This window comes from Chromobacterium sp. FG22, from assembly GCF_057809415.1.
In genome coordinates, this window is record NZ_JBMDJX010000005.1 from 176568 (window position 1) to 202270 (window position 25703).

General features: G+C 64.1%; 27 protein-coding genes and 1 other RNA gene. 13 read left to right on the plus strand and 15 right to left on the minus strand.

From position 1 onward, the window contains the following. Positions 1-48 precede the first annotated feature (48 nt). The 4 genes from ACODSD_RS07325 to ACODSD_RS07340 all read right to left on the minus strand — a co-directional run bounded on the left by ACODSD_RS07325 (position 49) and on the right by ACODSD_RS07340 (position 5671). On the minus strand, positions 49-2985 hold the full coding sequence (locus ACODSD_RS07325; protein ID WP_488877075.1) for a DNA translocase FtsK: 2937 nt from the start codon (positions 2983-2985) through the stop codon (positions 49-51). A 191-nt stretch (positions 2986-3176) separates the two neighbouring features. Next, positions 3177-3524, minus strand: coding sequence for a hypothetical protein (locus ACODSD_RS07330; protein WP_107798831.1), 348 nt, complete (start codon positions 3522-3524; stop codon positions 3177-3179). A gap of 224 nt (positions 3525-3748) precedes the next feature. Further along, positions 3749-4375 (minus strand): YbhB/YbcL family Raf kinase inhibitor-like protein, encoded by a 627-nt coding sequence (locus tag ACODSD_RS07335; protein ID WP_253313617.1) that lies wholly within the window; start codon positions 4373-4375, stop codon positions 3749-3751. A gap of 96 nt (positions 4376-4471) precedes the next feature. Further along, positions 4472-5671, minus strand: coding sequence for an amino acid aminotransferase (locus tag ACODSD_RS07340; RefSeq protein ID WP_488877105.1), 1200 nt, complete (start codon positions 5669-5671; stop codon positions 4472-4474). A 220-nt stretch (positions 5672-5891) separates the two neighbouring features. Here ACODSD_RS07340 and ACODSD_RS07345 point away from each other — a divergent pair, with 220 nt between their 5' ends. Continuing rightward, entirely contained in the window at positions 5892-6170 is a 279-nt protein-coding gene (locus tag ACODSD_RS07345) for a hypothetical protein (protein WP_488877076.1), read from the plus strand. A gap of 64 nt (positions 6171-6234) precedes the next feature. Here ACODSD_RS07345 and ACODSD_RS07350 read toward each other — a convergent pair whose 3' ends face one another. After that, positions 6235-7623 (minus strand): sodium-dependent transporter, encoded by a 1389-nt coding sequence (locus ACODSD_RS07350; protein ID WP_227103392.1) that lies wholly within the window; start codon positions 7621-7623, stop codon positions 6235-6237. Between the two features lie 186 nt (positions 7624-7809). Further along, positions 7810-8982, minus strand: coding sequence for an acetylornithine deacetylase (gene argE / locus ACODSD_RS07355; RefSeq protein ID WP_488877077.1), 1173 nt, complete (start codon positions 8980-8982; stop codon positions 7810-7812). A gap of 158 nt (positions 8983-9140) precedes the next feature. Between argE and ffs the strand changes: the two genes are divergently transcribed. Together ffs and ACODSD_RS07365 are read left to right on the plus strand one after the other, a co-directional pair. Beyond that, positions 9141-9239, plus strand: an RNA gene (gene ffs / locus ACODSD_RS07360) — signal recognition particle sRNA small type. Between the two features lie 272 nt (positions 9240-9511). Then, complete coding sequence (locus ACODSD_RS07365) at positions 9512-9835, plus strand: helix-turn-helix domain-containing protein (RefSeq protein ID WP_107798825.1); 324 nt, start codon at positions 9512-9514, stop codon at positions 9833-9835. A 125-nt stretch (positions 9836-9960) separates the two neighbouring features. Here the strand turns inward: ACODSD_RS07365 and ACODSD_RS07370 are convergent, their stop codons facing one another. Beyond that, the gene (locus ACODSD_RS07370; protein ID WP_107798824.1) at positions 9961-10410 is read right to left on the minus strand and encodes a universal stress protein; all 450 of its coding nucleotides are present in this window, start codon (positions 10408-10410) and stop codon (positions 9961-9963) included. 117 nt (positions 10411-10527) lie between these two features. On the opposite strand from ACODSD_RS07370, the gene ACODSD_RS07375 reads away from it, so the two are divergent. The 4 genes from ACODSD_RS07375 (at position 10528) to xerC (ending at position 13197) form a co-directional block, all read left to right on the plus strand. Then, positions 10528-10965, plus strand: coding sequence for an acyl-CoA thioesterase (locus tag ACODSD_RS07375; RefSeq protein ID WP_107798823.1), 438 nt, complete (start codon positions 10528-10530; stop codon positions 10963-10965). Between the two features lie 12 nt (positions 10966-10977). Further along, positions 10978-11391 (plus strand): tellurite resistance TerB family protein, encoded by a 414-nt coding sequence (locus ACODSD_RS07380; protein ID WP_107798822.1) that lies wholly within the window; start codon positions 10978-10980, stop codon positions 11389-11391. Between the two features lie 65 nt (positions 11392-11456). Next, positions 11457-12311, plus strand: a complete 855-nt coding sequence (locus ACODSD_RS07385; protein ID WP_107798821.1) for an AAA family ATPase — start codon at positions 11457-11459, stop codon at positions 12309-12311. 1 nt (position 12312) lies between these two features. Continuing rightward, the gene (gene xerC, locus ACODSD_RS07390; protein WP_227103399.1) at positions 12313-13197 is read left to right on the plus strand and encodes a tyrosine recombinase XerC; all 885 of its coding nucleotides are present in this window, start codon (positions 12313-12315) and stop codon (positions 13195-13197) included. A gap of 39 nt (positions 13198-13236) precedes the next feature. Here xerC and ACODSD_RS07395 read toward each other — a convergent pair whose 3' ends face one another. From ACODSD_RS07395 to orn, 3 genes are all read right to left on the minus strand, one after another. Further along, complete coding sequence (locus ACODSD_RS07395; protein WP_370445213.1) at positions 13237-13725, minus strand: CinA family protein; 489 nt, start codon at positions 13723-13725, stop codon at positions 13237-13239. 22 nt (positions 13726-13747) lie between these two features. Continuing rightward, a complete protein-coding gene (gene pgi / locus ACODSD_RS07400; RefSeq protein ID WP_488877078.1) occupies positions 13748-15397 on the minus strand; it encodes a glucose-6-phosphate isomerase in 1650 nt (549 codons plus the stop codon). Positions 15398-15625: 228 nt separating this feature from the next. Beyond that, positions 15626-16171, minus strand: a complete 546-nt coding sequence (gene orn, locus ACODSD_RS07405; protein WP_107798817.1) for an oligoribonuclease — start codon at positions 16169-16171, stop codon at positions 15626-15628. An 81-nt stretch (positions 16172-16252) separates the two neighbouring features. On the opposite strand from orn, the gene ACODSD_RS07410 reads away from it, so the two are divergent. The 5 genes from ACODSD_RS07410 (at position 16253) to ACODSD_RS07430 (ending at position 20142) form a co-directional block, all read left to right on the plus strand. Continuing rightward, positions 16253-17497 carry a M48 family metallopeptidase gene (locus ACODSD_RS07410; protein ID WP_488877079.1) on the plus strand — a complete coding sequence of 415 codons (1245 nt, stop codon included), beginning with the start codon at positions 16253-16255 and terminating at the stop codon, positions 17495-17497. A 1-nt stretch (position 17498) separates the two neighbouring features. Beyond that, positions 17499-17825: a 4a-hydroxytetrahydrobiopterin dehydratase gene (locus tag ACODSD_RS07415; protein WP_048415508.1), complete on the plus strand. Its 327-nt coding sequence runs from the start codon at positions 17499-17501 to the stop codon at positions 17823-17825. Next, positions 17822-18697, plus strand: a complete 876-nt coding sequence (gene rsgA, locus ACODSD_RS07420) for a ribosome small subunit-dependent GTPase A (RefSeq protein ID WP_227103405.1) — start codon at positions 17822-17824, stop codon at positions 18695-18697. Before ACODSD_RS07415 ends, rsgA begins: the two co-directional genes overlap by 4 nt. Before the next feature lie 115 nt (positions 18698-18812). Then, on the plus strand, positions 18813-19553 hold the full coding sequence (gene phbB / locus ACODSD_RS07425) for an acetoacetyl-CoA reductase (protein WP_107798814.1): 741 nt from the start codon (positions 18813-18815) through the stop codon (positions 19551-19553). A 106-nt stretch (positions 19554-19659) separates the two neighbouring features. After that, positions 19660-20142 carry a GAF domain-containing protein gene (locus ACODSD_RS07430; protein WP_253313612.1) on the plus strand — a complete coding sequence of 161 codons (483 nt, stop codon included), beginning with the start codon at positions 19660-19662 and terminating at the stop codon, positions 20140-20142. A 99-nt stretch (positions 20143-20241) separates the two neighbouring features. Here ACODSD_RS07430 and ACODSD_RS07435 read toward each other — a convergent pair whose 3' ends face one another. The 3 genes from ACODSD_RS07435 to ACODSD_RS07445 all read right to left on the minus strand — a co-directional run bounded on the left by ACODSD_RS07435 (position 20242) and on the right by ACODSD_RS07445 (position 22484). Next, positions 20242-20478 (minus strand): hypothetical protein, encoded by a 237-nt coding sequence (locus ACODSD_RS07435; protein WP_107798812.1) that lies wholly within the window; start codon positions 20476-20478, stop codon positions 20242-20244. 98 nt (positions 20479-20576) lie between these two features. Further along, positions 20577-21644, minus strand: coding sequence for a DNA-binding protein (locus ACODSD_RS07440; RefSeq protein WP_107798811.1), 1068 nt, complete (start codon positions 21642-21644; stop codon positions 20577-20579). 171 nt (positions 21645-21815) lie between these two features. Then, positions 21816-22484: a YiaD family glycine zipper/OmpA-like lipoprotein gene (locus tag ACODSD_RS07445; RefSeq protein WP_488877080.1), complete on the minus strand. Its 669-nt coding sequence runs from the start codon at positions 22482-22484 to the stop codon at positions 21816-21818. A 214-nt stretch (positions 22485-22698) separates the two neighbouring features. Between ACODSD_RS07445 and ACODSD_RS07450 the strand changes: the two genes are divergently transcribed. Then, positions 22699-23964: an Hsp70 family protein gene (locus ACODSD_RS07450; RefSeq protein ID WP_107798809.1), complete on the plus strand. Its 1266-nt coding sequence runs from the start codon at positions 22699-22701 to the stop codon at positions 23962-23964. Positions 23965-24056: 92 nt separating this feature from the next. On the opposite strand, the gene ACODSD_RS07455 is transcribed toward ACODSD_RS07450, so the two are convergent. Both ACODSD_RS07455 and ACODSD_RS07460 read right to left on the minus strand, forming a co-directional pair. Next, entirely contained in the window at positions 24057-24416 is a 360-nt protein-coding gene (locus ACODSD_RS07455; protein ID WP_107798808.1) for a hypothetical protein, read from the minus strand. 253 nt (positions 24417-24669) lie between these two features. Next, positions 24670-25656, minus strand: coding sequence for a hypothetical protein (locus ACODSD_RS07460; protein WP_486637308.1), 987 nt, complete (start codon positions 25654-25656; stop codon positions 24670-24672). Positions 25657-25703 lie beyond the last annotated feature (47 nt).

A 25703-nucleotide genomic window follows, 5' to 3' on the forward strand; every position in this document is an offset into this window, starting at 1 on the left:
AAAAAGCGCGCCGCTAGGGCGCGCTTTTTTCATGCGGCGACACGCGGATCAGAACTCGCGCTGCGGCACCAGCACAGTCCGGTTGCCGTTGCTTTCCATCGGGCTGACGATGCCCGCCGCTTCCATTTCCTCGATCAGCCGCGCGGCGCGGTTATAGCCTATGCGCAGATGGCGCTGCACCGATGAAATAGACGGCTTGCGGGTGCGCATCACGATTTCCACCGCCTCGTCGTACAGCGGGTCGCTTTCCGTCGCCGCCTGCGCCTTGGCCGTGGCCGCGGCGGACTCCTCCTCCGCCTCGCTCTCGCCGGTCAGCAGGCCTTCCACGTAATCGGGCTCGCCGAACTGCTTCAGATGTTCGACGATGGCGTGCACTTCGTCGTCGGTGACGAAGGCGCCGTGCACGCGCTGCGGATAACCGGTGCCCGGCGGCAGGAACAGCATATCGCCCTGACCCAGCAGGCTTTCCGCGCCCATCTGGTCCAGAATGGTGCGGCTGTCCACCTTGCTGGACACCTGGAAGGCGATCCGCGTCGGAATATTGGCCTTGATCAGACCGGTGATCACGTCCACCGACGGCCGCTGAGTGGCCAGGATCAAATGGATGCCGGCGGCGCGCGCCTTCTGCGCCAGCCGCGCGATCAATTCCTCGATCTTCTTGCCGGCCACCATCATCAGATCGGCGAACTCGTCCACCACCACCACGATGAAGGGCAAGGCTTCCAAGGGCTCCGGCGTTTCCGGCGTCAGACTGAACGGATTGCCGATGCGCTGCCCCATGGCTTCGGCCTCGCTCACCTTGTCGTTGTAACCGGCCAGATTGCGCACGCCCAGCGCGCTCATCAGCCGGTAGCGGCGCTCCATCTCGCCCACGCACCAGTTCAAGGCGTTGGCCGCCAGCTTCATATCGGTGACCACCGGAGCCAGCAGATGCGGGATGTCGTTGTACACCGACAGTTCCAGCATCTTGGGATCTATCATGATGAAGCGCACTTCGTCCGGCCGCGCCTTGTACAGCATGGACAGAATCATCGCGTTGACGCCCACCGATTTGCCGGAGCCGGTGGTGCCGGCCACCAATAGATGCGGCGCCTTGGCCAGATCCATCGCCACCGGCTGGCCGGTGATGTCCTTGCCCAAGGCCAGGGTCAGGCGCGAACGCGGCTGCTGGAACACTTCGGAGGAGAAGATCTCGGACAAACGTATCATCTGGCGCTTGGGATTGGGCAGCTCCAGACCCATGCAGGTTTTGCCGGGTATGGTTTCCACCACCCGGATCGCGGCCAGGCCCAGCGCGCGCGACAAATCCTTCATCAGATTGACCACCTGATTGCCGCGCACGCCCACCGCCGGCTCCACCTCGTAACGGGTGATCACCGGGCCGGCGTAAGCGTCCACCACGCTGACCTTGACCTTGAACTCGGCCAGCTTTTCCTCGATGACGATGCCGCGCTCCAGCAACTCCTCCTCCGAGCACGTCACCGTCGCCTCGTCCGCCGGGCGCAGCAAATCCAGCCCCGGCAAACCGTAATCGTCGTATACCGGCCGCGGCTTGGCTTCCGCTTTGGCGTCCGGCGTCGCCGCCTGCTCCACTTCGGCCTGCGCCTGCCGCGCCCATGCCTCGGGCGCCTCCGGCGCCGGCTCGGCGTCCCAGGGCGGACGAAGCTCGGCCAAGACTTCCGCCGGCTTCGCTTCCGCCGCCGGCGGCTCGATCAAGACCCAGGGCATGGGTTTGGCCGCCAGCTGCCGCGCCGCGGCCGCCGCCGAAGGCGGCTCTTCCGCCGGCAACACCGCCTGCTGCACCACCGCGGGCTTTTCATCCTCCTGCACCAGAACCGAGCGCGTTTGCGGCCAGCGCCACGGCGCCGGCTCCGGCGGCCGCGTCGGCTCCGCCTCGTCTACGGTCTGCGGAACGGAAACCGGAACCGGGTCGATAAGCGGCAACGCCGCCTCGTCGGCCGCGGGAGCCGGCGGCGCGGCCTCGGCCGACGACCATTCCGGCTCGGACATGGGCTCCACGTCAAGCAGAAACGCCGGCGCGGCGGGCTCGACCGGCGCGAATACCGGCGACGCCGGCTCCGACGACGGGGCCTGGGCCTCGTCCTCCGGCCTAGGCGGCGCGATCTCCGCCATCGGCGCGGACATCTCCTCGAACGCCACCACTTCGGGCTCGATCAACGGCGGCGCCGGTCGCGCCTGCGCGGGCGGCGGAGACAGCCAGCCGTGATGCGCGGGCCGCGCGCGGGCCGGCAATTCATGCCGCACCACGGGCGGCGGCACGATTTGCGGCTCCTCCGCCTCTTGCGGCTTGAGCGCCTGGGGGCGAATCACGAAAGCTTGAGGCGCGGCCATGGTTTTGCCGCGCTTGGAATGGATGTGGCGCAACTGCTCGCGCACCTCGCTGGGCTCGATCACCGGCAAGGCGGACGCGCCCTGATCCTTGGCGCTCTGCGTCAGAACCCGGGAGGCCTGGCGGCGACGGTAATCCGACTGCAGATTATGTTGCAGCTCATGCAGGCCGATCACCGGCAGATCCTTGACCTGTTCTTGCTCGGCCGACGGCTGGCGCACGCGCTTGCGGTATTCGCGGGACAGTTCCAGCGTCGGCAGTTCCGGCTTGGCCTGCGGCGGCGCGGCCGGCCGTTTCGGCAAGACCACGGTTTCGCGTTCGACGGCGGCCGGCGGCGCTTCGCCTTCAGGGGACGGCTGCGGCGCGGACGGTCTGACCGGCTCCGGCTCGGCTGAAGCGGGAGACGCGTCGCGGGGCGCGGCCGGCTCGGTCCGAGAACGGCTCCACGCCTCCGCGGCGTGCGGCCCGGCGTCGGCCGCCTCCGCGAAGTAGTCCGGCTCATGACGCTCCGTCGGCGACATGCCCAACAAGCGATCCAGCTTTTGGGTCCATTCGGACAAGACGACGCGGCCGGTATACACCAGCCAAGCCAGCGCACCCAGCACCAACAGCAGCACACACAGCACAAACCACACAGTTCACAACCTCTGACGATGTCGAAAATTAACGGCCGGACCCGCACCCGCTGCGGGCCCGACTGCGGCGATTGTACCGTTTTTTATAGTGTTCGCGGCAGGCGCGCGCGGACGATGAGCGCCCAGACGGAGAAAAAAATTAAGCCGCGGCATGATGCGGCGGCTTAATCCCTGCTGGCGGCGCGGTCCGGCTAGGCGGCCAGTTGCAAATACCCCTGCAGCTGACCATTGGCCAACAAGCGGCGCAGATGGCTGCCCGGCGTGGGGCCGGCGTAGGCGACGCCGGCCTGTTTGCAACGCAGCACCTGACCGGTGGCCAGGGTCACGAGCTCCATTTCCAACACCCAGGCCTGAACGTCGTCCACGCCTTCGACTTCCGGCTCCAGCGTCGCGGTCAGGCGATAGCGGCCATCGCCGGAGTTCACATCCAACAAGCCCATCAGCCCCAGATTGTTGCGCACATCGGCATCGTCCGCGTCAAAAGCGCCCGTCGCCAACGCGGCGGCCGGCAGCTTGTCTTTAACAGTGTTTGCAACCATGACAGTTAATCCCCTTTGATGTTGTTATCGTTTGCCGCTTTGGGCTGGCCGCGGTTCAAAGCGCCGCGCGGGCGCGGGCTCCCGAACTAAATCAGCCGCGGAGACGGGAAACGCCGCAACATCATGCTGCATTTCATTGGCCTACTGCAATCCCTTGCCAGAGGCCTCTGCGTTGCGAGACGGACAAACTGTCCTTTTTGCCACTTCTTCACATTGCGGGACGATTACAGCAAACGCGGATTTAGCGTATAGCGGCCGCTCAGGCTGGCCGAGGCCAACACATGGCCGTCCAAAGCCGCGACGATATTCGCAGGCGTCAAGGCGCCGTCCACCGGTAAAGCTGCCACATCCAAGGCGTAGACGGTGAAAACGTAGCGGTGCTCCAGGCTGTCGTTCCACGGCGGGCAGGGGCCGTCGTAGCCGTAGTAGTCGCCGGCCATAGCCGCGTCGCCGGCGAACCAGCCGGTGTAATCGTTGATGCCGTGACGCAAGCCCTGCGGCGCGTCCGGACCGCTCTTGCCGCGTGCGCTCACCCCCGCGCTGTGGCCGCCCTCGGCGATCTCGCTCTGTCCGGCGGGAATGTCCAGCAGCAGCCAGTGATAGAAGTCCACCCGCGGCAGATCCGCCGGCACCTCCCTGCCCTCCTGATTGACGTCGTCGCCGCGCGACGGCACGTCCGGATCATGGCATATCAGCGCGAACGAGCGCGTCCCCTCCGGCGCTCCGCTCCAGACCAGATGCGGGTTGAGGTTGTCGGACAGCGCGACATGGCTGTCGGCGTCCGGCACGCAGAAGGCCAGGCGGCCCGGAATGCGTTCCCCGTCTTGAAAGCTGCGGCTGTGCAATTGCATGAATCTGCTCCTTGACTACGGCCGGCGATAGGCCGATTGAAAAAAAGCCCCGACTTGCGGGGCTTTGGCGATGCTGGATATCAAAACCGGCCAGGCTTAGCCCGCCTTCACCACCTGAGCGATGGCGGAAGCCACATAGGTCAGGTTCTTGCTGTTCAACGCCGCCAGGCAGATGCGGCCGGTGGACACGGCGTAGATGCCGAAGTCGGCGCGCAAGCGCTCCACCTGGGCCGCGCTCAGGCCGGTATAGGAGAACATGCCGCGCTGCTGGGCGACAAAGGAGAAGTCCTGAGCCACGCCTTCGGCCTTGATCGCCTCGACCAAGCCGACGCGCATCGCGCGAATGCGATCGCGCATGCCGGCCAGTTCGTCTTCCCACAACTGACGCAGTTCAGGGTTGGACAGCACCGCGGCCACCACCGCGCCGCCGTGAATCGGCGGGTTGGAATAGTTGGTGCGGATCACGCGCTTCAGTTGGGACAGCACACGCGCGGATTCTTCCTTGCCGGCGGTGACGATGGACAAGGCGCCCACGCGCTCGCCGTACAGCGAGAAGCTCTTGGAAAAGGAGCTGGACACGAAGAACTGCAGGCCGGAGGCCGAGAACAGGCGCACGGCGACGGCGTCGGCGTCGATGCCGTCGGCAAAGCCCTGATAAGCCATGTCCAGGAAAGGCACCAGGCCGCGCTCGCGGCAGACCTTCACCACCTCGGCCCATTGCGCGTCGGACAGGTCGGCGCCGGTGGGATTGTGGCAGCAAGCGTGCAGCACGATCACGGAGCCGGCCGGCAGTTGCGCCAGGAAGGCGCGCATGCCTTCGAAATCGACGCCGCGGGTGGCCGCGTCGTAATACGGGTAGTTTTCCACCTCGAAGCCGGCGGACTCGAACAGCGCGCGGTGGTTTTCCCAGCTCGGGTTGCTGATATAGACCTTGGCCGCCGGGTTCAGGCGCTTCAGGAAATCCGCGCCGATTTTCAGGGCGCCGGTGCCGCCCAGCGCTTGAGCCGTCACCACCTGGCCCGCCTTGATCAGCTCGCTGTCCGCGCCGAACAGCAGGTTCTGCACCGCGCTGTCGTAAGCCTGAGCGCCTTCGATCGGCTGGTAGCCGCGCGGCGGCATGGTTTCAAGACGCGCCTTCTCCGCCGCCTTCACCGCCGCCAACAGCGGAATCTTGCCGTTGTCGTCGGAATAAACGCCAACGCCCAGATTCACCTTGGTGGTGCGGGTGTCGGCGTTGAATGCTTCGTTCAGGCCCAGGATAGGGTCGCGCGGCGCCAGTTCTACGGCGGAGAAGATCGAGGTCATGCAAGGCTCCATTACTTTACGCAACAACCGGCCAAAAGCGCTCGCCCTGGCCGGCTGGACAAGAAAAACCGGATGGCCACAGTCTAACATGGAGAGCCGTTCTCCGGGCTCTCATCCACCGTCGCCGCGTTTTGACAGTGCGTCGCCCGGCCATTACCCTGACATCAGCCACCCAAGCATTTCCTTGCGGCAGCCACAGGAGCATGACTCAATGAAAAAAGGCATCTTGCTGTTCTGGCCCTCCTTCATCATCGCCATTCTGGCGACAGGGGTGTTCTTCTCCATTTTCGATCCGGCCGAGCTCAGTCTGCACGGCAAAACCCTGTTCAACGACAAGCTATCGGCCTACTCGGTGTTTTTCCTGGTCAGCTGGACTTTCGGCGCGCTCAACACCAGCATTGTGCTGCTGTTGGAAAAAAACGCCCGCGAACTGAACGGCTTCACCCCCCCGCCGGTGGTAATACCGGAAGACGACGCCGCCCAGCCCTAAACCCCTGCCGGCCGGCATGAAAAAAGGAGCCTCGCGGCTCCTTTTTCTGTTTGACGGCACGGGCTCAAATCACGCCCAGGCCCTTCAGCATCACCACCAGGATCAACAGCGGCGACACATAGCGCAGCACGAAGAACAGCGCTTTCAACAAGCCCTCGTTCTTCAGGGCGCCCTGATTGCTCAGCGCCTGCTTCAGCTGTTCGAAACCCCACACCCAGCCGACGAACAGGCAGAGGAAGATGCCGCCCAATGGCATCAGCAGATTGGAGGTCACGAAGTCGAACAGGTCGAACAAGGTCATGCCGAAGAGCTTGAAGCCGGACAGCGTGCTGTTGGACAAGGCGCAGCCCGCGCCCACCAAGGCCAGCAGCAGCAGGTTGATCACCGTGGCCTTGACGCGGCTGATACCGAAGCGCTCGCTGAACACCGATACCGGCACTTCCAGAATGGACAGCATCGCGCCGGTGGCGGCGATCGCGGCCAGCACGAAGAAGGCCACCATGAACACATTGCCCAGCGGCATGCTGGCGAACACTGCCGGGATGGTGATGAAGAGCAGCGACGGGCCCGCCGCCGGCTCAAAGCCGAAAGCGAACACCGCGGGGAAAATAGCGATGCCTGCCAGCAGGGAAACGAACAGGTCCGCGCACATCACCCGGAAGGTGGTGACCGGGATGTTCTGATCATCGCGGAAATAGCTGCCGTAGGTAATCATGGTGCCCATGCCGATGGACAGCTTGAAGAAGGCCAGCCCCACCGCGGTCAGCACCACCGCGCCGCTGATCTTGGAAAAATCGGGGGTAAACAGGAAGTCCAGCCCTTTGGCCGCGCCGGGCAGCATCAGGCTGCGCGCGCCTATCACCAGCAACAGCAGGAACAGCAAGGGCATCAGCTTCTTGGTCACCGCCTCGATGCCTTTGGACACCCCCATCAGCAGAATACCGCCTATCAGCAGCAAGACCAGCCATTGCCACAGCAAGGATTGCACCGGATCGGAGATCAAGGCGCCAAACGCCTGCGAGGTCACCTTGGGATCGCTGGACAAGAGGCCGCCGCCCAAGGACTTGAACACATAGGCGAAGACCCAGGCCGCCACTTCGGAATAGAAAGCCATGATCAGGAAGGCGGCCAGCACGCCGAAAGCGCTGATCAGCCACCAGGGCTGACCGGCCGGCGCCAGCGTCTTCAGCGCCGTCACCGCGTCGCGCTTGGCTTTGCGGCCCAGCATGATCTCGGCGATCATCACCGGCAAGCCCACCAGCAGCGTGGCCAGCACGTACACCACCAAAAAACCGGCGCCGCCATTGGTGCCGGTCAGATAAGGAAACTTCCAGATATTGCCGAGGCCCACGGCGGAACCGAGAGTCGCCGCCAACACGCCAAAGCTGGAGGTGAAGCCGTCTCGCGACTTGGCCGCGCCTCCCTGCCGCACAGATCCCACGTTCTGACTCATTTATTTTTTCTTTCTGACTACCGCGGCGCCAACGCTCGCCGGCCCCTTGGGACCGGGCGTTGAACAGCTGCTCACGCCGCCATAAAACAAGCCCGCCTAAGGGATCCCCCCGGCGGGCAACTTGAGTGTTCGGCTTGTCGCCGGCAGCGATTTTGCGGCTATTCGGTCATCAGCGCAAAAAAATCTTCACGGTTTTTGCGTCAGCTCATCTCCCAGTCGCCGCAACCAGGCCGCGCACTGCTCCAGTTGATCGATGTCGATGTATTCGTCGGGCCGGTGCGCTTGTTCGATGTTGCCGGGCCCCAACACCACGCAAGCGATGCCGGCCTCGCTGAACAGGCCGGCCTCAGTGGTGTAGGCGACGCCCTTGCCGCCGTCGCAGCCGCACAAGCGCGCCACGGTGCGGCGCACCGCGCTGTCTTCAGACGATTCGAAGGCCGGGCTGTACACCACCCGTTCGATCTCGATCTGCGCCTCCGGCGCCACCTCGCGCATCTCCAGCAACAAGGTGGCGGCGTAGTCCCGGACGGAACTGACAAAACGCTCAGGCCCATCGCCCGGCAACCAGCGGCACTCGAACATGAATTCGCAATCCTTGGGCACGATATTGCAGGCGGTGCCGCCATGAATGGTGCCGGTCTGCAAGGTGGTGAACGGCACATCATATAAGGACTGACGATGACCGAAGGACGCTTCGGCGTCGGCCAGCTTGCGGATATGGGTGATCAGCCGCGCGGCGAGCTCGATGGCGTTGACGCCTTGCGGGGTGAGCGAGGAATGCGCGGCGCGGCCGCCCACCTTGCACAGGAAATGAGCGATGCCCTTGTGCGCGATCACCGGCTGCATGCTGGTGGGCTCGCCGACGATGCAGCCCGACACCTTGACTCCGTCCGCCGCCAGGCGGTCTATCAGCCGGCCCACGCCCAGGCAGCCGACTTCCTCGTCGTAAGACAGGGCGATGCCTATGCCCTGCCTTAATTCTCCGCGCGCGGCCAACTCCGCGAACCAGGGCGCCAGCGACAGCACGCAGGCGATGAAGCCCTTCATATCGGCGGAGCCGCGGCCATACAAGCGACCATCGCCCTTATCGGTCAGGATGAAGGGATCGCTGCTCCAGACCTGGCCGTCCACCGGCACCACGTCGCTATGGCCGGACAGCACCACCAGCGGTAGTTCCGGCGCGCCGATGCGGGCGAACAGATTGGCCTTGCTGCCCTCGTCGTTGAAGGTCAGCGTGGACTCCACGCCCAATTGCGACAGATAGGCGCGCGTCCACTCGATCAACTGCAGATTGGAATGCCGGCTGGTGGTGTCGAAGCGGATCAGTTCCGCCAACAGTTCTTGCGCCGATTGAACCATCACACACTCCCACGCTTGCCGCGGTATTAATATAGATGCCGCCCAGTCTGCCTGCGCGGCCGCGCTTCGGCAACCGACGCCGCGGCCGGCGTCGCGACAAAAACGCACGCCGAGCTTGGCAAAACGGCCGCTTGTCGTTAGAATGCGTCTTCTCTTGAGGCGGGTCTCCCCGCATTGCGCGATAGCGAACCTGGTCAGGTCCGGAAGGAAGCAGCCACAGTTATTTAGCGCAAGTGCCGGGGGTCAGGCTCGCCGCCCCTCCCCTTTTTTTTCAGTCTCAAATGCCAAAACGCTTTACAAAAAAGCGACCACACAGTATCTTTTTGCGTCTCGACCTGCAAATCCCATTGTCCTTGACAATAAGAATCCACTAACATTGCAAAAAACGAAGTCGACTCTTAACGGAACTTCATGAACTTTTTTGCATCAGAATTATTCCTGATGGATTTTTTTTGCTATTTTTAGGGTGCAGGGCACGAAACCTAAAAAATATTAGAACCAATATTCTTTGATACTGAGAGGAACACTCATGAAACTGTTTGAAAAGATCCCCAACCCGCGTGAGATCCGCCGTAAGCTCGGCCTGAACCAGCAAGAATTCTGGAGCCGCATCGGCGTGACCCAGTCCGGCGGCTCCCGCTACGAAAGCGGCCGCAACATGCCCAAGCCGGTGCGCGAACTGTTGCGCCTGGTTCACGTCGAGCAGATCGACCTGTCCAAGGTTCGCCGCGAAGACTTCGAAATCGTCGAGTACCTGAAGGAAACCCACCCGGACCTGTACAAGAGTCTGCGCAAAGCGGTTCGCACCAAGCTGGAAGCCCAGGACGGCAGCGTGGAAGCCACCGCCGGCTGATCCCCTTCCGCGAGGAAAGCCAGCCCGCAGCGATGCCGGCTGGCTTTATTTTTGCCCGCGTGATTGTCCGACAAGCAACGGCGCGCCTCACTCCGTCCATGCAAGGCGCCCGCCATGCCATCAGCCTAGTCCCCCGGGTTGCGCACCAGCAACACCGGCACGTCCGCCAGTTTAAGCACGCCCTCCGCCACGCTGCCCATCAGCAAATGCATTAAGCCGCTCCAGCCATGGGTACCCATCACTATCAAATCGGCACCCCAGACGCCGGCGTCGTCCACCAGCACCGCGGCGATTTTGTCGCCCCAGCTTTCCAGGATCTTGCAATCCGCCGTCACGCCCAGCTCCTTGGCCTTGGCCCCGGCCTGACCCAACACCTGCTCGCCCGCCTGCTTGATCGATTTCTGCAGCTCGGTCGCGTCCAGAAACTCGGTGCCACCCCAGCCGAACTGGGCCAAATCCACCACATGCACCAACTTCAGGCTGGCGCCCACCTCCTTGGCCAGATGGCAAGCCTCGTGCAATGCCAGGTTGGAGGTTTCACTATCATCCACGGGTACGAATATGCGCTGATACATGACTCTGCTCCTTGTTGTATTTGCCTTACACTTGCAGTCTATCAAACCATGCCACTGCCCTGTTGACTCAGGTTAAGACAAACAACTCAGCCAAACCACTCGCCCAAAGCCCACATCATGCCCAGAATCCAGATTGTCCTGCCTGAGCGCTTCGCATTCGAAACCCGCGTCGACATCCGCATCGGAGACATCAACTACGCCGGCCACCTAGGCAACGACGCCGTGCTGAGACTGGCTCAGGAAGCGCGGCTGCGCTTTTTACAAAGTCTAGGCTATCCGCACGAACTCAGCATCGAGGGCCTGGGCGTCGTGGTGGCGGACACCGCCATCCTCTATCGCGCGGAGGCCTTTCACGGCGAGGTGCTGCGCTTCGCGCTGGCCGTGGACGACGTCGGCGCGCGCGGTTTCGATCTGCTCTATCAGGCAAGCAATGACAAAACCGGGAAAGAAGTGGCAAGATTGAAGACAGGCCTAGTCTTCTTCGACTACGTCAGCCGCAAGCCTGCCGCCATGCCCCCAGCGTTTCTGGAGCGGCTAGGCGTCACATCAGAATAAAGGAAAGGCGTCATGAGAAAATACGCACTCAATAGCCCGGAAGCACTGGCGCGCCTGCTGGCCATGTTTATGATCACGGATGGCAATATGGACCCGCGCGAGCTGGAGCTGCTGGAGAAACTCCACGTCTACGACCTGATCGGCCTGCCGCGCAAGCAGTTCACCAAGGTGCTGGTGGATTACTGCGACGACGTCTCCGACGAAGCCAACGACGACGGCACCATTCATTTGCTGGACGCGGAGCGCATCAACGGCCTGCTGGCCGAGGTGAGCGACCACCGCAAACGCATCCTGGCCTGCGTGCTGGCCATGGATATCAGCAAGTCAGACGGCACCATCAGCGAGCCGGAAATGGCCTTGCTGAGCCATATGATGAAAAGCTGGGGCATTTCGCTGGACGATCTGGAACGCGAATTCGCCCGTTAACCCCTTTCCGCGCCAAAGCAGCCGTCCGCGCGGCTGCTTTGGCCATTTTGAAGCCTCCCCCGCCCATGACGAGCAATACCCGATTTTCCGGCACCGACAACTACATCGCCACCGAAGACCTGATGATGGCGGTGAACGCCGCCATCACGCTGGAGCGCCCGCTCCTGATCAAGGGCGAACCCGGCACCGGCAAGACCATGCTGGCCGAGGAAGTGGCCCGCAGCCTGGGCCGAGAGCTGATTGTCTGGCCGATCAAGTCCACCACCAAGGCGCAGCACGGCCTGTACGAATACGACGCGGTCTCGCGGCTGCGCGACTCGCAGCTGGGCGACGCCCGCGTGCACGACATCCGCAACTACATCGTCAAGGGCAAGCTGTGGCAGGCTTTCGACGCCGACGCCGCCCCGGTGCTGCTGATCGACGAAATCGACAAGGCCGACATCGAATTCCCCAACGATCTGCTGCGCGAACTGGACCAGATGGAGTTCTTCGTCCACGAAACCCAGGAGTTCGTGCGCGCCCGCCAGCGCCCCATCATCATCATCACCTCCAATAATGAAAAAGAGCTGCCGGACGCCTTCTTGCGCCGCTGCTTCTTCCATTACATTCGCTTCCCGGACCGGGACACCATGCAGGCCATCATCGACGCCCACTTCCCCGCCCTGCGCCAGCAACTGGTCAGCGAAGCGCTGGAGGTGTTCTTCTCCATACGCGAGCTGCCGGGCCTAAAGAAAAAACCCAGCACCTCGGAATTGCTGGACTGGCTGAAACTGCTGTCGGCGGAAAACATGGACGCCGCCGCGCTGAAGCAGCGCCATCAGGACAACGCCCCGCCGCCGCTGGCGGGCGCGCTGCTCAAGAGCGAACAGGATCTGCAATTGTTCGAGCGCCTGATGCAGATGGCCAGGCTGCGCCGCTGAAATGGACATCCTGGAGCGCTTCGCCGCCTCGCTGGCGCTGGCCGGCCGCAGCGGCCACACCGCCGCCGCCTACCTGCGCGATCTGGAACAACTGGCCGCCCTGCTGAGCCCCGCTCCGCTGGAGCGGGCCGAACACGCCCAGTTGCGCAGAATCCTGGCCAAGCTGCACGCGCAAGGCCTGCACAGCCGCAGCCTGGCGCGCAAGCTCTCCGCCTGGCGCCGCTTCTACCAATGGCTGCTGGACAACGGACAGCGCGGGGACGACCCCAGCCAGGGCCTGCGCGCGCCCAAACAGGACAAGCCGCTGCCCAAGGCCTTGCCGGTGGACAGCACCGCGGCCTTGCTGGACCGCATCGACGACGACGACGCGCTCTCCATACGCGACCGCGCGCTGTTCGAGCTGATGTATTCCTGCGGGCTGCGCCTGTCCGAAGCGGTGGGATTGAATCTGGAAGACCTGGACTTTTCCGACGATCTGCTGCGCATCCGCGGCAAGGGCGGCAAGGAACGCATTGCGCCGCTGGGCGCCGAGGCGCGCGCCTGCCTGCAGCGCTGGCTGGCGCAACGCCAGGCGGCGCAAGAGGAGCGCGCGGTTTTCATCGCCCGCCACGGCGGACGGCTGGGCGGACGGCAAGTGGAAAAACGCCTGCGTGACTGGGCGATCAAGACCGGCGCGCAACAACACGTGCATCCGCATATGCTGCGCCACTCCTTCGCCTCTCACCTGCTGCAATCATCCGGGGACTTGCGCGCGGTGCAAGAACTGCTGGGGCACGCCAATCTGTCCAGCACCCAGATCTACACCGCGCTGGACTTCCAGCACCTGGCCAAGGTCTATGACGGCGCGCACCCGCGCGCGCGCAAAAAACCGGACAACAAAGACTAAAAGCCTGTTCAAAGCCCGCCGCGCTTCAGCGGGTGGACGCTAAGCGGCGCGGCTGCGCGCGGCCAACAGCTCGTCCAGACGCTGCAAGGCGCGGATCACGGTTTGCGCGCGCACCTGCGCGCGATCGCCGTCGAAGCGGCAGCTGAAAGCCTCGCTCCAGCCGTCAGGACCGGCGATGCCGAACCAGACCAGCCCCACCGGCTTGGCCGCCGTGCCGCCGCCGGGGCCGGCGACGCCGGACACCGCCACGCTCCAATCCGCGCCGGACAACGTCTGCGCGCCGGCGGCCATCTGCCTCACCACCGCCTCGCTGACCGCGCCGTGCTCGCGCAAGGCGCCGTCCTCCACCCGCAGCAGACGCTGCTTGGCCTCATTGCTGTAAGTGACCACGCCGTAGCCGAACCAGGCGGAACTGCCGGCGATGTCGGTCAGCGCCGCGGCGATCATGCCGCCGGTGCAGGATTCGGCGGCGGCGACGCTCTCGCCCGCCGCCAGCAGACGCTCGCCCAGACGGCGAGCCAATTCCAGACTTTCTTGCATGGCCATCCTCTCAGCCTCGCCGCGCTTTGAAATGGCGGATCAAGCCGTTGGTGGAGCTGTCGTGCGCCAGCGCGTCGTCGCCGGCGGCCAGCTCCGGCAGAATGCGGCGCGCCAGTTGCTTGCCGTACTCCACCCCCCATTGATCGAAGGAGTTGATGCCCCAGATCACGCCCTGCACGAACACCTTGTGCTCGTACAGCGCCAGCAGCATGCCCACGCTGCGCGGACTCACCTCGTCCAGCGCCAGGGTGTTGGACGGCTGATTGCCCGGGAAGAGCTTCTGCGGCAACAGCATGTCCAGCTGCTCGCCCGGCAAATGCGCCAGCTCCCGCATCGCCTCGGCCTCGCTCTTGCCGCGCATCAAGGCTTCGGTCTGGGCCAGGCAGTTGGCCACCAGCACCTGGTGCTGGTCCGCTACCGGATAATGACTGCGCATCGGGATGATGAAATCGCAAGGCACCAGTCGCGTGCCCTGATGCAGCAGCTGGAAAAAGGCGTGCTGGCTATTGGCCCCCTCTTCGCCCCAGATCACCGGGCCGGTGTCGAAATCCAACGCCTCGCCGTAACGGCCGACGCGCTTGCCGTTGGACTCCATGTCCAATTGCTGCACATGGGCCGGCAGACGACGCAAGCCGTGGTCGTAAGGCATGATGGCGTGGGTATGGGCGCGATAGAAGGTGTTGTACCAGACGCCGATCAGCGCCAGCAGCACCGGCATATTGGCGGCGAAGGGCGCGCTGAAGAAATGCCGGTCCATCGCGTGACCGCCGGCCAGGAATTCCTGGAAGCGGTCGAAGCCTATCGACAGCATCACCGGCAGGCCGATGGCCGACCACGTGGAGTAGCGGCCGCCCACCCAGTCCCAAAAGCCGAACATATGCGCCGGATCGATGCCGAAAGCCTGCACAGCCGGCTGATTGGTGGACACCGCGACGAAATGACGCGCGATATCGGCCTCGCTCCCCGCCTGCAAAAACCACTGCCGCGCCGCCTGGGCGTTCAGCAGCGTCTCCGGCGTGGTGAAGGATTTGGACGCGATGATGAACAGGGTTTCGGCGGGGTCCAACCGCTGCAGCGTGCGCGCGACGTGCGCGCCGTCCACATTGGAGACGAAATGCACGTCCAGCTCCGGCGACGCGTACGCGGCCAGCGCCTCTTTCACCATCAGCGGCCCCAGGTCGGAACCGCCTATGCCCAGATTGACCACGTGACGGATGCGCCGGCCGCTGAAGCCTTTCCACTCTCCGCCGCGCACCTGTTCGCTGAAAGCGCGCATCCGCGCGAGCACCGCCTGCACCTCGGCCACCAGCTCGCAGCCGTCCAGCAGCAGGCTCTCGCCGGCCGGCAGCCGCAAGGCGGTGTGCAGCACCGCGCGGTCCTCGCTGACGTTGATGCGCTCGCCGCCGCGCATTTTCTCCATCCAGCCGGCCAGATCGGCCTCGCGCGCCAATTCGAACAACAACTCCAGTGTGCGTTCGGTGATGCGGTTCTTGGAGTAGTCCAGCAACAGGCCGTCCAGCTCCAGCGAAAAGCGCTGGAAACGCTGCGAATCGGCGTCGAACAACTCGCGCATATGCATGTGCCGGGTCGCGCGCTGATGCTGATGCAGCCGGGCCCAGACCCGGGTGGAATTAATGTCGGAACTGCGTTGCGAAGCCATATGGATTGCCGCTGGAATAAGTGTTCGCCAATAAAAAGGAGCAAGCTCCGCTGCGGAGCCGCTCCTGTGGGACAGTACCCCGCTTAAAACGTGTCTACGATCTCGCGAGCTAGAGCGGGACAAGGCGTTGCGGCTGAGAAAGCGGAATGTACTCGTGGCACATGCGCATTTCGAAGCGGCACTCGCCGTGCCACGTCTCACGACGCGCGGCGGATCGTAAACAGGTTCTTAGAGCTTGAGGAAATGCTCACGGTAGTAACGCAACTCCTCGATGGACTCCAGGATGTCCGCCAGCGCCTCGTGCTTGCCGCGTTTGACCACGCCGCGCGCCACCTCCGGCTTCCAACGCTTGCACAACTCTTTCAGCGTAGACACATCCAGGTTGCGATAGTGGAAATACTCTTCCAGCTTGGGCATCCAGCGCACCATGAAACGACGATCCTGGTGGATGGTGTTGCCGCACATCGGCGTGATCCGCGGCGGCACGTGCAGAGCCATGAAATCCAGCAGGATTTGCTCGGCCTCGGCTTCGCCCAGCGTGGAGGCCTTGACCTTTTCGATCAGGCCGCTCTTGCCGTGGGTGTTCTTGTTCCAGTCGTCCATGCCGTCCAACACCTCGTCGGGCTGGTGGATCACCAATACCGGCGATTCCGCCACCACGTTCAACTGGCTGTCGGTCACGATCATCGCCACTTCGATGATGCGGTCGGTCTCTGGATTCAGGCCCGTCATTTCCATGTCGAGCCAGATGAGGTTCATTTGATCTTGTGTCATACTTGCCAATCTTTGCAAAACCCTTCTATTTTCCTTCATTGCCGCGCTGGCGGCAAACCTGACAGCAGATAACGGACTCCGATGACCGAGGCATTCAGCTCTCTCTTCCTGGCCGCGCTGGCGGCCACACTCGCGCTAAAACTCTGGCTGGGCTGGCGCCACGCCCGCCACATCGCCCGCCACCGCGCGGAAGTGCCCGCCGCTTTTCGCGACGCCATCGCCTTGCAACAACATCAATTGGCCGCCGATTATTGCATCGCCAAGACCCGTTTCGGCCTGTTTTCCGCCGTGCTGGACAGCCTGGTGATCCTGGCGCTGACCTTTGGCGGCGTTCTGCAATGGCTGGCCGGCGCCGTGGCCGCCGCAGGCGTCTCGCCGCTGTCGTCCGGCCTGCTGCTGATCGTGGGCGTGGCGGCGCTGACCGGCTGCGTCAGCTTTCCGCTCAGCCTGTACTCCACCTTCGGCATCGAGGCCCGCTTCGGCTTCAACAAGACCACGCCCAGGCTGTTCATCATCGACCAGATCAAGGGCCTGCTGCTGGGCACCGTCATCGGCTTGCCGCTGGTGGCGCTGGTGCTGTGGCTGATGGACATTTCCGGCCCGCTGTGGTGGCTATGGGTCTGGCTGGTCTGGACCGGCTTCCAGCTGCTGATGGTGGCAATCTACCCGACGCTGATCGCGCCGCTGTTCAATAAATTCACCCCGCTGGAAGACCTGGAGCTCAAGGCGCGCATCGAAGCGCTGCTGCAACGCGCCGGCTTCCAGAGCCAGGGCGTGTTCGTGATGGACGGCTCCCGCCGCTCCAGCCACGGCAACGCCTACTTCACCGGCTTTGGCGCCGGCAAGCGCATCGTGTTCTTCGACACCTTGCTGGGGCAATTGGACCACCAGGAAATCGAAGCGGTGCTGGCTCACGAGCTGGGCCATTTCAAGCGCCGCCACATCGTCAAGCGCATCGCGCTGGCCTTCGCGCTGTCGCTGGGCTTCCTCTTCCTGCTGGGGCAGCTGCTGGACGCGCCCTGGTTCTACGCCGGCCTGGGCGTCTCCACGCCCAGCACCGCGATGGCGCTAATCCTGTTCTTCACCGCGGTGCCGGCCTTCACCTTTCCGTTCACCCCGCTGTCCAGCAGCCTGTCGCGCCGCCACGAATACGAGGCCGACGACTTCGCCGCCAGCGAAACCGACGCCGGCAAACTGGTGTCCGCCCTGGTCAAACTTTATCGCGACAACGCGTCCACGCTGACGCCGGACCCGCTGCATTCCGCTTTTTACGACTCGCACCCGCCCGCCGCGCTGCGCATCAACCATCTACAAGGAAACCGCTGACATGAACCTGCTCGAACTGTCCTGCGAAGCCCAACACGGCGCCAGCCCGCTGGCCGCCAGCACCGTCAACCAATTGATGGGTTCCCTGCCCGGCTGGAACATCCGCGGCATCGAACTGACCAAGACCTTTCCCTTCGCCAACTTCCACGACACCATGGCCTTCGTCAACGCGCTGGCCTGGATCGCTCACCGCGAAGACCACCACCCGGATCTGTCGGTGCATTACAACCGCGTCGTCGTCAACTTCAGCACCCACGACGCCGGCGGCCTGACCCTGAACGACTTCATCTGCGCCGCCAAGACCGAAGCGCTGCTGGCCCGCCCATGACAGGTCAGACCGGACAAATCATCCGCAGCCACGGCCGCCGCTTCATCGTTGAATCCGACGGCCAGGTTTACGATTGCACCACCCGCGGCAAACGCGTCGATTTCGCCTGTGGCGACTGGGTGGACATCCTGGTGCAGAACAAGGAACAGGCCGTCATCGAGCGCTCGCAAGAGCGACGCAGCCTGCTCTACCGCCAGGACGACTGGAAAACCAAGGTCATCGCCGCCAATGTGACCCGCATCCTGTTCGTGATCGCCGCCGTGCCCAGCCCCAACGAAGAACTGCTGGGCCGCTGCCTGATCGCCGCGGAAGCCGGCGACATCGACCCCGTCATCGTGGTCAACAAGGCCGACCTGCCGGAAACCGAGGGCTTGCTGCGCAAGTTGGAGCTGTACCGCCAACTGGGCTACCAAGTGGTCACCCTGTCCGCCAAGCAGGACGTCGCGCCGCTGCTGCCCTTGCTGCAAGGCCAGACCAGCGTCTTCGTCGGCCAGTCCGGCATGGGCAAGTCCACGCTGACCAATGCGCTGCTGCCGGACGCCAACGCCCGCATCGGCGACATTTCCACCGCGCTGGACTCCGGCCGCCACACCACGACTCACGCCACGCTTTACCATCTGAACGCGGACAGTCATCTGATCGATTCCCCCGGCCTGCAGGAGTTTGGCCTCAAGCATTTGAAGGCCGCCGAACTAACCCGCTACTTCCCGGAAATACGCCCGTTGATTGGTCAATGCCGCTTCCACAATTGTTCGCACCGCGTGGAACCGAACTGTGCCATCATGACCGCATGTGAATCGGGCGCCATCGCCAAGTCCCGGCTCTCTTTGCTGCAACGTCTAACGGATGAACTTTCACCGTCCAAGCCGTGACGAAGGGTGTGCGTACTTTCCATTCACATACGCGGGTAATTCACTTATCCTAAAAAACTGAAAGTCGTATCGCATAAGCATATCCAGACAGACAGCCAAAAAAGGAGCCAGCACTATGACTAAGCGAATCGCACTCGTAACCGGCGGCATGGGCGGTATTGGCACCGCCATCTGCAAAGCCCTGGCGGAAAGCGGTCACATCGTAGTCACCACCTACAGCAAGCCCGGCCGCGAACAAGCCTGGCTCGCCGACATGAAGGGGCTGGGACTCAAGGATATCCACGCCTACCAATGCGACGTCACCGACACCGCAGCCTGCAAGGCACTGGCCGAAAAGGTGGCCAAAGACCTGGGGCCGGTGGACGTGCTGGTCAACAACGCCGGCATCACCCGCGACTGCAGTTTCAAGAAGCAGACCAAGGACGATTGGGACGCGGTGCTGCGTACCAATCTGGACTCCCTGTTCAATATGACCAAGCCGGTGGTGGACGGCATGGGCGACCGCGGCTTCGGCCGCATCATCAACATCTCCTCGATCAACGGTCAGAAGGGGCAGTTCGGCCAGACCAACTACTCCGCCGCCAAGGCCGGCATGCACGGCTTCACCATGGCCCTGGCGCAGGAAGTGGCGCGCAAGGGCGTGACCGTCAACACCATTTCGCCCGGCTATATCGCCACCGATATGGTGATGGCGGTGGCGGAGGAGACGCGCAACAAGATCGTGGCGCAGATTCCGGTGGGCCGCCTGGGCAAGCCCGAGGAAATCGCCGCCCTGGTCGCCTTCCTCGCCTCCGAACAAGCCGGCTTCATCACCGGCGCCAACGTGGCGATGAACGGCGGTCAACACATGATGTAAACGGGCCCCGGCCCGCCGCGCGACGCCGCCCCGCCGGGCGGCGTTTTCTTTTGCCCGCCCGCTGTGTATGCTGTCGCTTTCCCAAGCCACACCCCGACGACACCCCATGGCAGAACAGCTGATCATCCACGGCGCCGACAAACAAGAGCGCTATCAAACCCTATTGCCGCAGGCGCTGGCGCTGATTGAGTCCGAGACCGATCAGATCGCCGCACTGGCCAATCTCTGCGCCGCCTTGCACAGCAGCTTCGACTGGCTGTGGACCGGCTTCTACCTGGTCAAGGACAAGCAACTGGTGCTTGGCCCCTTCCAGGGCCCGATCGCCTGCACTCGCATCCCGTTTGGCAAAGGGGTGTGCGGCAGCGCCTGGCAGGCCGAAAAAACCTTGGTGGTGGAAGATGTCGACGCTTTCCCCGGCCATATCGCCTGCTCCTCCAGCGCCCGTTCGGAAATCGTGGTGCCCGTCCGCAACGCCGCCGGCGAAGTGGTCGCGGTGCTGGATGTGGACTCCAGCGAACCGGCCAGCTTCGATGCGGTGGACGCCGAATATCTGGAGCGCATCGCCGCGGGGCTGGCCCGCTTGTTCTGAGAAAGCCCGCAAACCGGCCTCAAGAGCTTTCGAGGCCGCCGCGGCCATGAAAAAAGCGCGCCCTTTGGCGCGCTTTTCATTGCCGGCCCTTGCCGCCGGCTACGACTGCAAATGCATAGGGTCTCGCCCCTCGCGGGATCTCGACCACGCGCGTCCCGCCAGCTCCAGAACCCAGAACACGGCCAGACCGGACAGAATGGACAGATTCTTGCCCGCGGCCATCGCCAGCAAACCCTGCCAGAAAGAGCCGCCGTCCGCCCAGCACAAGCCGCACCACACGAACAAGGCCAGCAGGGAGATCAGCGCCGGCGCGCGATAATATTCGACGAAAGTCATATTGCCTCCAATCAAGACAATCCTCACGTCAAACTAGCAAAGCCGGCTTCCGCCGGCATCGTGGCAAGCACTTAGTAGAAACACGCGTCCGGAGCGCACTAGCCCAGCAAGGGCAATTGCAGTTGCCGCCCCAGCCATTCGCGCAAGCCGGCCTCGTCCAGCGCCAACAGCTCCTGGCGCGAACCGGCCAGAATCTCGACCAAACGCGCCAGCTGCCGCTCGGCGCCCAGATTCACCTCGCCGGCCAGCCGGCTGTTCTCGCTGGCCATATCCAGCAAGCGCGCCGAAGTCTGCTCCAACTGCACCGCCTGCCGCAACGCATCCTGCTCTAAGGCGGCGCTACGCCCTTCCAGCCACTCCAGCCTCGCCTCCAAACGGCCGTTGTCTCGCTCGCGCTCCGCCAGACGGTCGCGCCACTCGCCCTCCAGCCGCGTCCGCTCGCGCCGGCTTTGTTGCAAAGCCTCTTCCTGGCGCGCCTGCGCCTGCTGCATCGCCCGACGCTCCTCTTCCATCTGTTCGTAGAGCCGCAGCCGTAAACCTTCCAGCCGCTCATAGGCCAGCGCCTCGCGCCGCGCGGCTTCCTCGCGCGCCTCCTGCACTTTCAGCTCGGCGCGCTCTTCCAGTTCCTGCTGACGTTGCTCCGCCTGGCGCCTAAGCTCGGACAGCTCCTTCCTGGACTGCTCCAGCCTCGACTCCTGCTCCAGCTGCGCCCGCTCCAGCATCTGGCGCCGGGTTTCCTCACCCTGCAAGCGTCCTTCCAAATCCGCCAGCCTCGCGGCGCGCAACTCCAGCTCGCGCAAGGCGGACTGCAACTCGGCCTGGCGCGCCGCCAGGCCGGCTTCCAGCTCGCGGGTCTCCGCCGCGGCCTGGGCCACCGCGGTTTCCGCGTCCTGACGCAAAGACTCCAGCCGCCCGTCCGCCTCGTCGCAGGCCCGCTGCCACACTTGTTCAAAGGCTTCGGCCAGGCCGGCCGGCCAATCCGGCCGCCGCGACGACACCGCCACCCGCGACAGAAACTCCTGCCGCCACTCTTTCAAGGTGTTGTTGATCGTGGTGTTGGAGCCCGCGCCTATCCTGGCCCTCACCTCCATCACCGTCGGCCATACGCCTTCGCCCACCAGCTCGAACGCCGCCTGCCGGATGCGCGAATAAATATCTGTCGCCATGCCTGAAAATGCCCGTTTGTCGTGGCCGACATTCTAGCAAAGCGTCGCTTTAAAATATATTACGTATTACATTTAAAATTTAACAGACAGCCTGCGCATGCCTCGGCCGGAAAACACAAAGGGCGGCACGCCGTTTACGGCGCCCGCCCCGCATCGCTCCGTCCGCCCGCGTCAACCGCGCGCGGCTTCGCCCACGAAGATTTCCACCCGCCGGTTCTTCGCCCGCCCCGAGGCGCTGGCGTTGCTCGCCACCGGCTCATGCGAGCCGCGGCCGGCGATGCTGATCCGCCCCTCCGCCACGCCGCGCGCGGTCAGATAGTCGCGCGTGGCGCGGGCGCGGTTCAGCGACAGCGGGTCATTGACCGCATTGGAGCCGGTGTTGTCGGTATGGCCGACGATCTTCACCGTGGTCACCGGATTCTGGTTCAAGGTGGCGGCGAAACGGTCCAGAATCGGCCGCAGATTGGGCTTGATGTCGTAGCGGCCCACGTCAAAAGACACATCGCTGGGGATGTCCAGCTTCAGCTGATTGTCCGCGGTCTGGCTGACGCTGACGCCCGAACCCTTGGTCGCCTGCTCCATCGCCGCCTTCTGCTCCTGCATGTGCTTGGACCACAAATAGCCGCCGCCGGCGCCCAGCGCCGCGCCCAGGGCCGCGCCGGTGGCGGCGCTGCGGCCAGGGCTGCCACCGGCGGTCAGGCCGCCCAGCACCGCGCCGGCCACCGCGCCAATCGCCGCGCCGGTACCAGTGTCTTTCTGGGTTTCGGACATGTTCGCGCAGCCGGACAGACCGCCGCTCCCCAGCGCCAATGCAACAAACATCACGATCAGTTTATTCATGCCTGGATCCTTTCCATTCAGTCCATTACCCGCCCCGGCTCCTGCGGGACGCGCTTTCAGCATATACCCATTGCGTTGCGGCCACCGCGCGTCCCGGCCAAAAGACAGGCGCGACCAAAGCCGCCAAAGCGACAAAACGCTTGATTCGGTTGTCAAAGCCTTCCCTTGCCGCGCCAATCCGCGTACCATCGCGCCTCGCTTTACGGGAGGGAATATGAACACGCAGACTACGGCCCGCGCCTGCGGCATTGACTTTGGCACATCCAACTCCACCGTGGGGTGGCTGCGCCCGAACCAAGCCACTCTATTGACGCTGGAGGACGGCAAGATCACCTTGCCCTCGGTGGTTTTCTTCAATTACGAGGAAGATCATTCCGTGTTCGGCCGGCTGGCGCTGCAGGAGTACATGGAAGGCTATGAAGGCCGGCTGATGCGCTCGCTGAAAAGCCTGCTGGGCTCCAACCTGATCGACAGCCAAACCGAAGTGCAAGGCAAGGCCCTGCCTTTCCGCCACCTGCTCAGCCTGTTCATCCAGGAATTGAAGCTGCGCGCCGACCGCGCCGCCGAGCGCCCGTTCGAACAAGTGGTGCTGGGCCGCCCGGTGCACTTTGTCGACGACAACCCCAAGGCCGACGCCGAAGCCGAGACCACGCTGGGCGAGATCGCGCGCCAGGTGGGCTTCAAGGACGTGTCCTTCCAGTTCGAACCCATCGCCGCCGCCTTCGACTACGAAGCCCGGCTGGAGCGCGAAGAGCTGGTGCTGATCGTCGACATCGGCGGCGGCACCTCGGACTTCACCCTGATCCGCCTGGCGCCCGAGCGCCACCGCCTGGACGAGCGCCTCGACGACATTCTCGCCACCGGCGGCGTCCACATCGGCGGCACGGACTTCGACAAGCAATTGAGCCTGCACGGCGTGATGCCCCTGTTCGGCTTCAAGAGCCGGCTGCGCAACAACGCGGAGATGCCGTCCAGCCAGTACTTCAACCTGGCCACCTGGCACACCATCAACTTCGCCTACACCCGCAAGGCCTGGATGGACCTGCAGGACGTGCACCGCGACGCGGCGCAGCCGCAGGTGCTGGACCGCCTGTTCCGCCTGATCCAGGACCGCGCCGGCCACCGACTGGCGATGCAGGTGGAAGCCGCCAAGATCGCGCTGTCGGACGAGGCGCAGCACCGGCTGGACCTGGGGCATATCGAGGCCGGCCTGCACTGCGAGTTGAGCCGCGATCAATTCAATCACAGCATAGACGCGATGCTGGGCCAGATCGGCGCCACCGTGCGCCAATTGCTGACCGACGCCTGCGCGCAGGCCGACGACATCGACACCGTCTTCTTCACCGGCGGCTCCAGCGGCGTGCCGGCGCTGCGCGACAGCATCAAGCGCCTGCTGCCCCAGGCCCGCCATGTGGAAGGCGACCTCTTCGGCAGCATCGGCAGCGGCCTGGCGATCGAGGCCGCCAAACGCTACGGTTAAGACACGATTCGCGCCCGGCCCGCCGGGCCCGGAAACGCCAAAGGCCGAGCATGCTTGCTCGGCCTTTTCGCTTATTCGCACGGCGGCGGTGCTTACGCGCCGGAACCGCCGTTAGTCTTCTTGCCCTTGCGCCGCGCCTCCGGCGGCAGATCGAACTCGAACAACTGCGCGGTGCGCCCGGTCTGCGATTGACAGGCTATCATCAGCGCGCGGTTGATCGCCTCCTTCTTGCTGACGCCCCACCACTCTATCATTTTATCCAGCGACTTCTGCGCGTCCCGGCTCAGCTCCACCGTCACCGACAGCTCCTGCAGGCGGCTGCGGCGCAGTTCGCGGCTGCGCCGCTTGCGCTCGGCCACCGTCATCGCGCGCTCGCCCAAGGGCTTGCGTCCCGGCTTTTTGCGGACGCCGCCAATCAGATCGAAGGTGTAGTGATCGCAAGGATCTTTCATGGCTTGAGTGACGGGTCACGGTCGTTGCTGAAGAGGGGCGCAAGGATAGCACAAAGCAAGCCCTGGCGGGCGTTTCACGCATTCCCGGCGCAAAATATCCCATTGCGATGCAGCGGGCGCAAAAAAACCCCGGCCTGGTGCCGGGGCAGACTCAATCAGCCGCCCTGAAGGCTGATCGAAAGCGACTATACAGTTCCAGCATAGCCCTTGTTTCGGCTTTGCACAGCCCGCTTTGGCGTAGTCGGGCCCCGTCTCAGTCGCTGCCGAATTCCCGCTCCAGTTCCGCCAGCGCCTGGCGCGTCACCCGCACCGGCATCAAGGCGCGGCGCAAAGGCTGGGCCTGCCCCAACACCAGCTCCTCGAACTCCAGTTCGGTGGCGTCTTCGCCCGGCGCGTCCTGCTTGATCCCCATGCGGTTCAGGTACAAGGTCCGCCATTCCAGCCGAAAATATTCGGCCGGATGCTCCAGCACATGGCGCACCGTCTCCAGCAAGCCCTCAAGGCTCAGCGCGCCGCGCGCCTCGCGCAATTGGGGCTCGATCTCGGCCATGCGCCGCTGCACCCCTTCGCAGGTATCGGGCAAGGGCGAACCGTCCGAGGAGCCGTCCACCACGGTGCCGGCCTCGCAACGCAGCACGCTCAAGCGCAATTGCAGCCGCGACATCTCGTTGTCCAAGGTCTGGCGCAACTGCTCCAGCAGGCTCAGCCGCCGCGCGATCACCGTGACCAGCATTTCCTCGCTGCGCCGCGCGCTGCTCTCAAGCAGCAGCTCGCGCGACGCGCAGGGCATGGCCAGCCTATGACCGTCGAAGCTCACCACCTGCTGCGGCACTTCGCGGCGCAGCTCCCCGCCCTCCATCGCCACGCCCAGGCGGCCGGTTTCGCTGCGCGCCATCGACAACAAGGCCCAGGCCTCGTCGCCCTGGCTGGCGGACAGGAAGAAATTGCGCAAGGCTTCGCTCTGCCGCAGGCAGGACAAAAGGCTGGCCGGCCCGGAAAACAGCAAGCCCAGCCGCGGGTCCTGCGCAAAGCCGCGCAAGGACAGCGTCAGCGGCTCCGGCATTCGGCTGGGCAACTCGGCCAGATAGGCCTGGGTGACGCGCATGCCCGGGGCCAGCGCGTCCAGATAGCCGGGAGACAGGCGCAAACGCTTGTCCGTGCCGTCGACCAGGCTCTCTATCGCCTGTGTCAACTCCCGCTGCTGCTGCCGGCTTTCGGCATCCAGCCCCCATCTTTGCAACAAGCGCCCTAACATGCGTCCCCCACTGACAACCGGCCGTCCGGCCG

Coding starts and splice junctions, on each gene's coding strand:
- ACODSD_RS07450 (WP_107798809.1), top strand. CDS start 22,699: ATGAACACGCAGACTACGGCCCGCGCCTGCGGCATTGACTTTGGCACA.
- ACODSD_RS07415 (WP_048415508.1), top strand. CDS start 17,499: ATGAACCTGCTCGAACTGTCCTGCGAAGCCCAACACGGCGCCAGCCCG.
- ACODSD_RS07330 (WP_107798831.1), bottom strand. CDS start 3,524: ATGGTTGCAAACACTGTTAAAGACAAGCTGCCGGCCGCCGCGTTGGCG.
- ACODSD_RS07445 (WP_488877080.1), bottom strand. CDS start 22,484: ATGAATAAACTGATCGTGATGTTTGTTGCATTGGCGCTGGGGAGCGGC.
- ACODSD_RS07440 (WP_107798811.1), bottom strand. CDS start 21,644: ATGGCGACAGATATTTATTCGCGCATCCGGCAGGCGGCGTTCGAGCTG.
- phbB (WP_107798814.1), top strand. CDS start 18,813: ATGACTAAGCGAATCGCACTCGTAACCGGCGGCATGGGCGGTATTGGC.
- ACODSD_RS07385 (WP_107798821.1), top strand. CDS start 11,457: ATGACGAGCAATACCCGATTTTCCGGCACCGACAACTACATCGCCACC.
- ACODSD_RS07410 (WP_488877079.1), top strand. CDS start 16,253: ATGACCGAGGCATTCAGCTCTCTCTTCCTGGCCGCGCTGGCGGCCACA.
- ACODSD_RS07335 (WP_253313617.1), bottom strand. CDS start 4,375: ATGCAATTGCACAGCCGCAGCTTTCAAGACGGGGAACGCATTCCGGGC.
- ACODSD_RS07455 (WP_107798808.1), bottom strand. CDS start 24,416: ATGAAAGATCCTTGCGATCACTACACCTTCGATCTGATTGGCGGCGTC.
- ACODSD_RS07380 (WP_107798822.1), top strand. CDS start 10,978: ATGAGAAAATACGCACTCAATAGCCCGGAAGCACTGGCGCGCCTGCTG.
- ACODSD_RS07430 (WP_253313612.1), top strand. CDS start 19,660: ATGGCAGAACAGCTGATCATCCACGGCGCCGACAAACAAGAGCGCTAT.
- ACODSD_RS07435 (WP_107798812.1), bottom strand. CDS start 20,478: ATGACTTTCGTCGAATATTATCGCGCGCCGGCGCTGATCTCCCTGCTG.
- ACODSD_RS07375 (WP_107798823.1), top strand. CDS start 10,528: ATGCCCAGAATCCAGATTGTCCTGCCTGAGCGCTTCGCATTCGAAACC.
- ACODSD_RS07345 (WP_488877076.1), top strand. CDS start 5,892: ATGAAAAAAGGCATCTTGCTGTTCTGGCCCTCCTTCATCATCGCCATT.
- ACODSD_RS07350 (WP_227103392.1), bottom strand. CDS start 7,623: ATGAGTCAGAACGTGGGATCTGTGCGGCAGGGAGGCGCGGCCAAGTCG.
- ACODSD_RS07365 (WP_107798825.1), top strand. CDS start 9,512: ATGAAACTGTTTGAAAAGATCCCCAACCCGCGTGAGATCCGCCGTAAG.
- rsgA (WP_227103405.1), top strand. CDS start 17,822: ATGACAGGTCAGACCGGACAAATCATCCGCAGCCACGGCCGCCGCTTC.
- orn (WP_107798817.1), bottom strand. CDS start 16,171: ATGACACAAGATCAAATGAACCTCATCTGGCTCGACATGGAAATGACG.
- argE (WP_488877077.1), bottom strand. CDS start 8,982: ATGGTTCAATCGGCGCAAGAACTGTTGGCGGAACTGATCCGCTTCGAC.
- ACODSD_RS07370 (WP_107798824.1), bottom strand. CDS start 10,410: ATGTATCAGCGCATATTCGTACCCGTGGATGATAGTGAAACCTCCAAC.
- xerC (WP_227103399.1), top strand. CDS start 12,313: ATGGACATCCTGGAGCGCTTCGCCGCCTCGCTGGCGCTGGCCGGCCGC.
- pgi (WP_488877078.1), bottom strand. CDS start 15,397: ATGGCTTCGCAACGCAGTTCCGACATTAATTCCACCCGGGTCTGGGCC.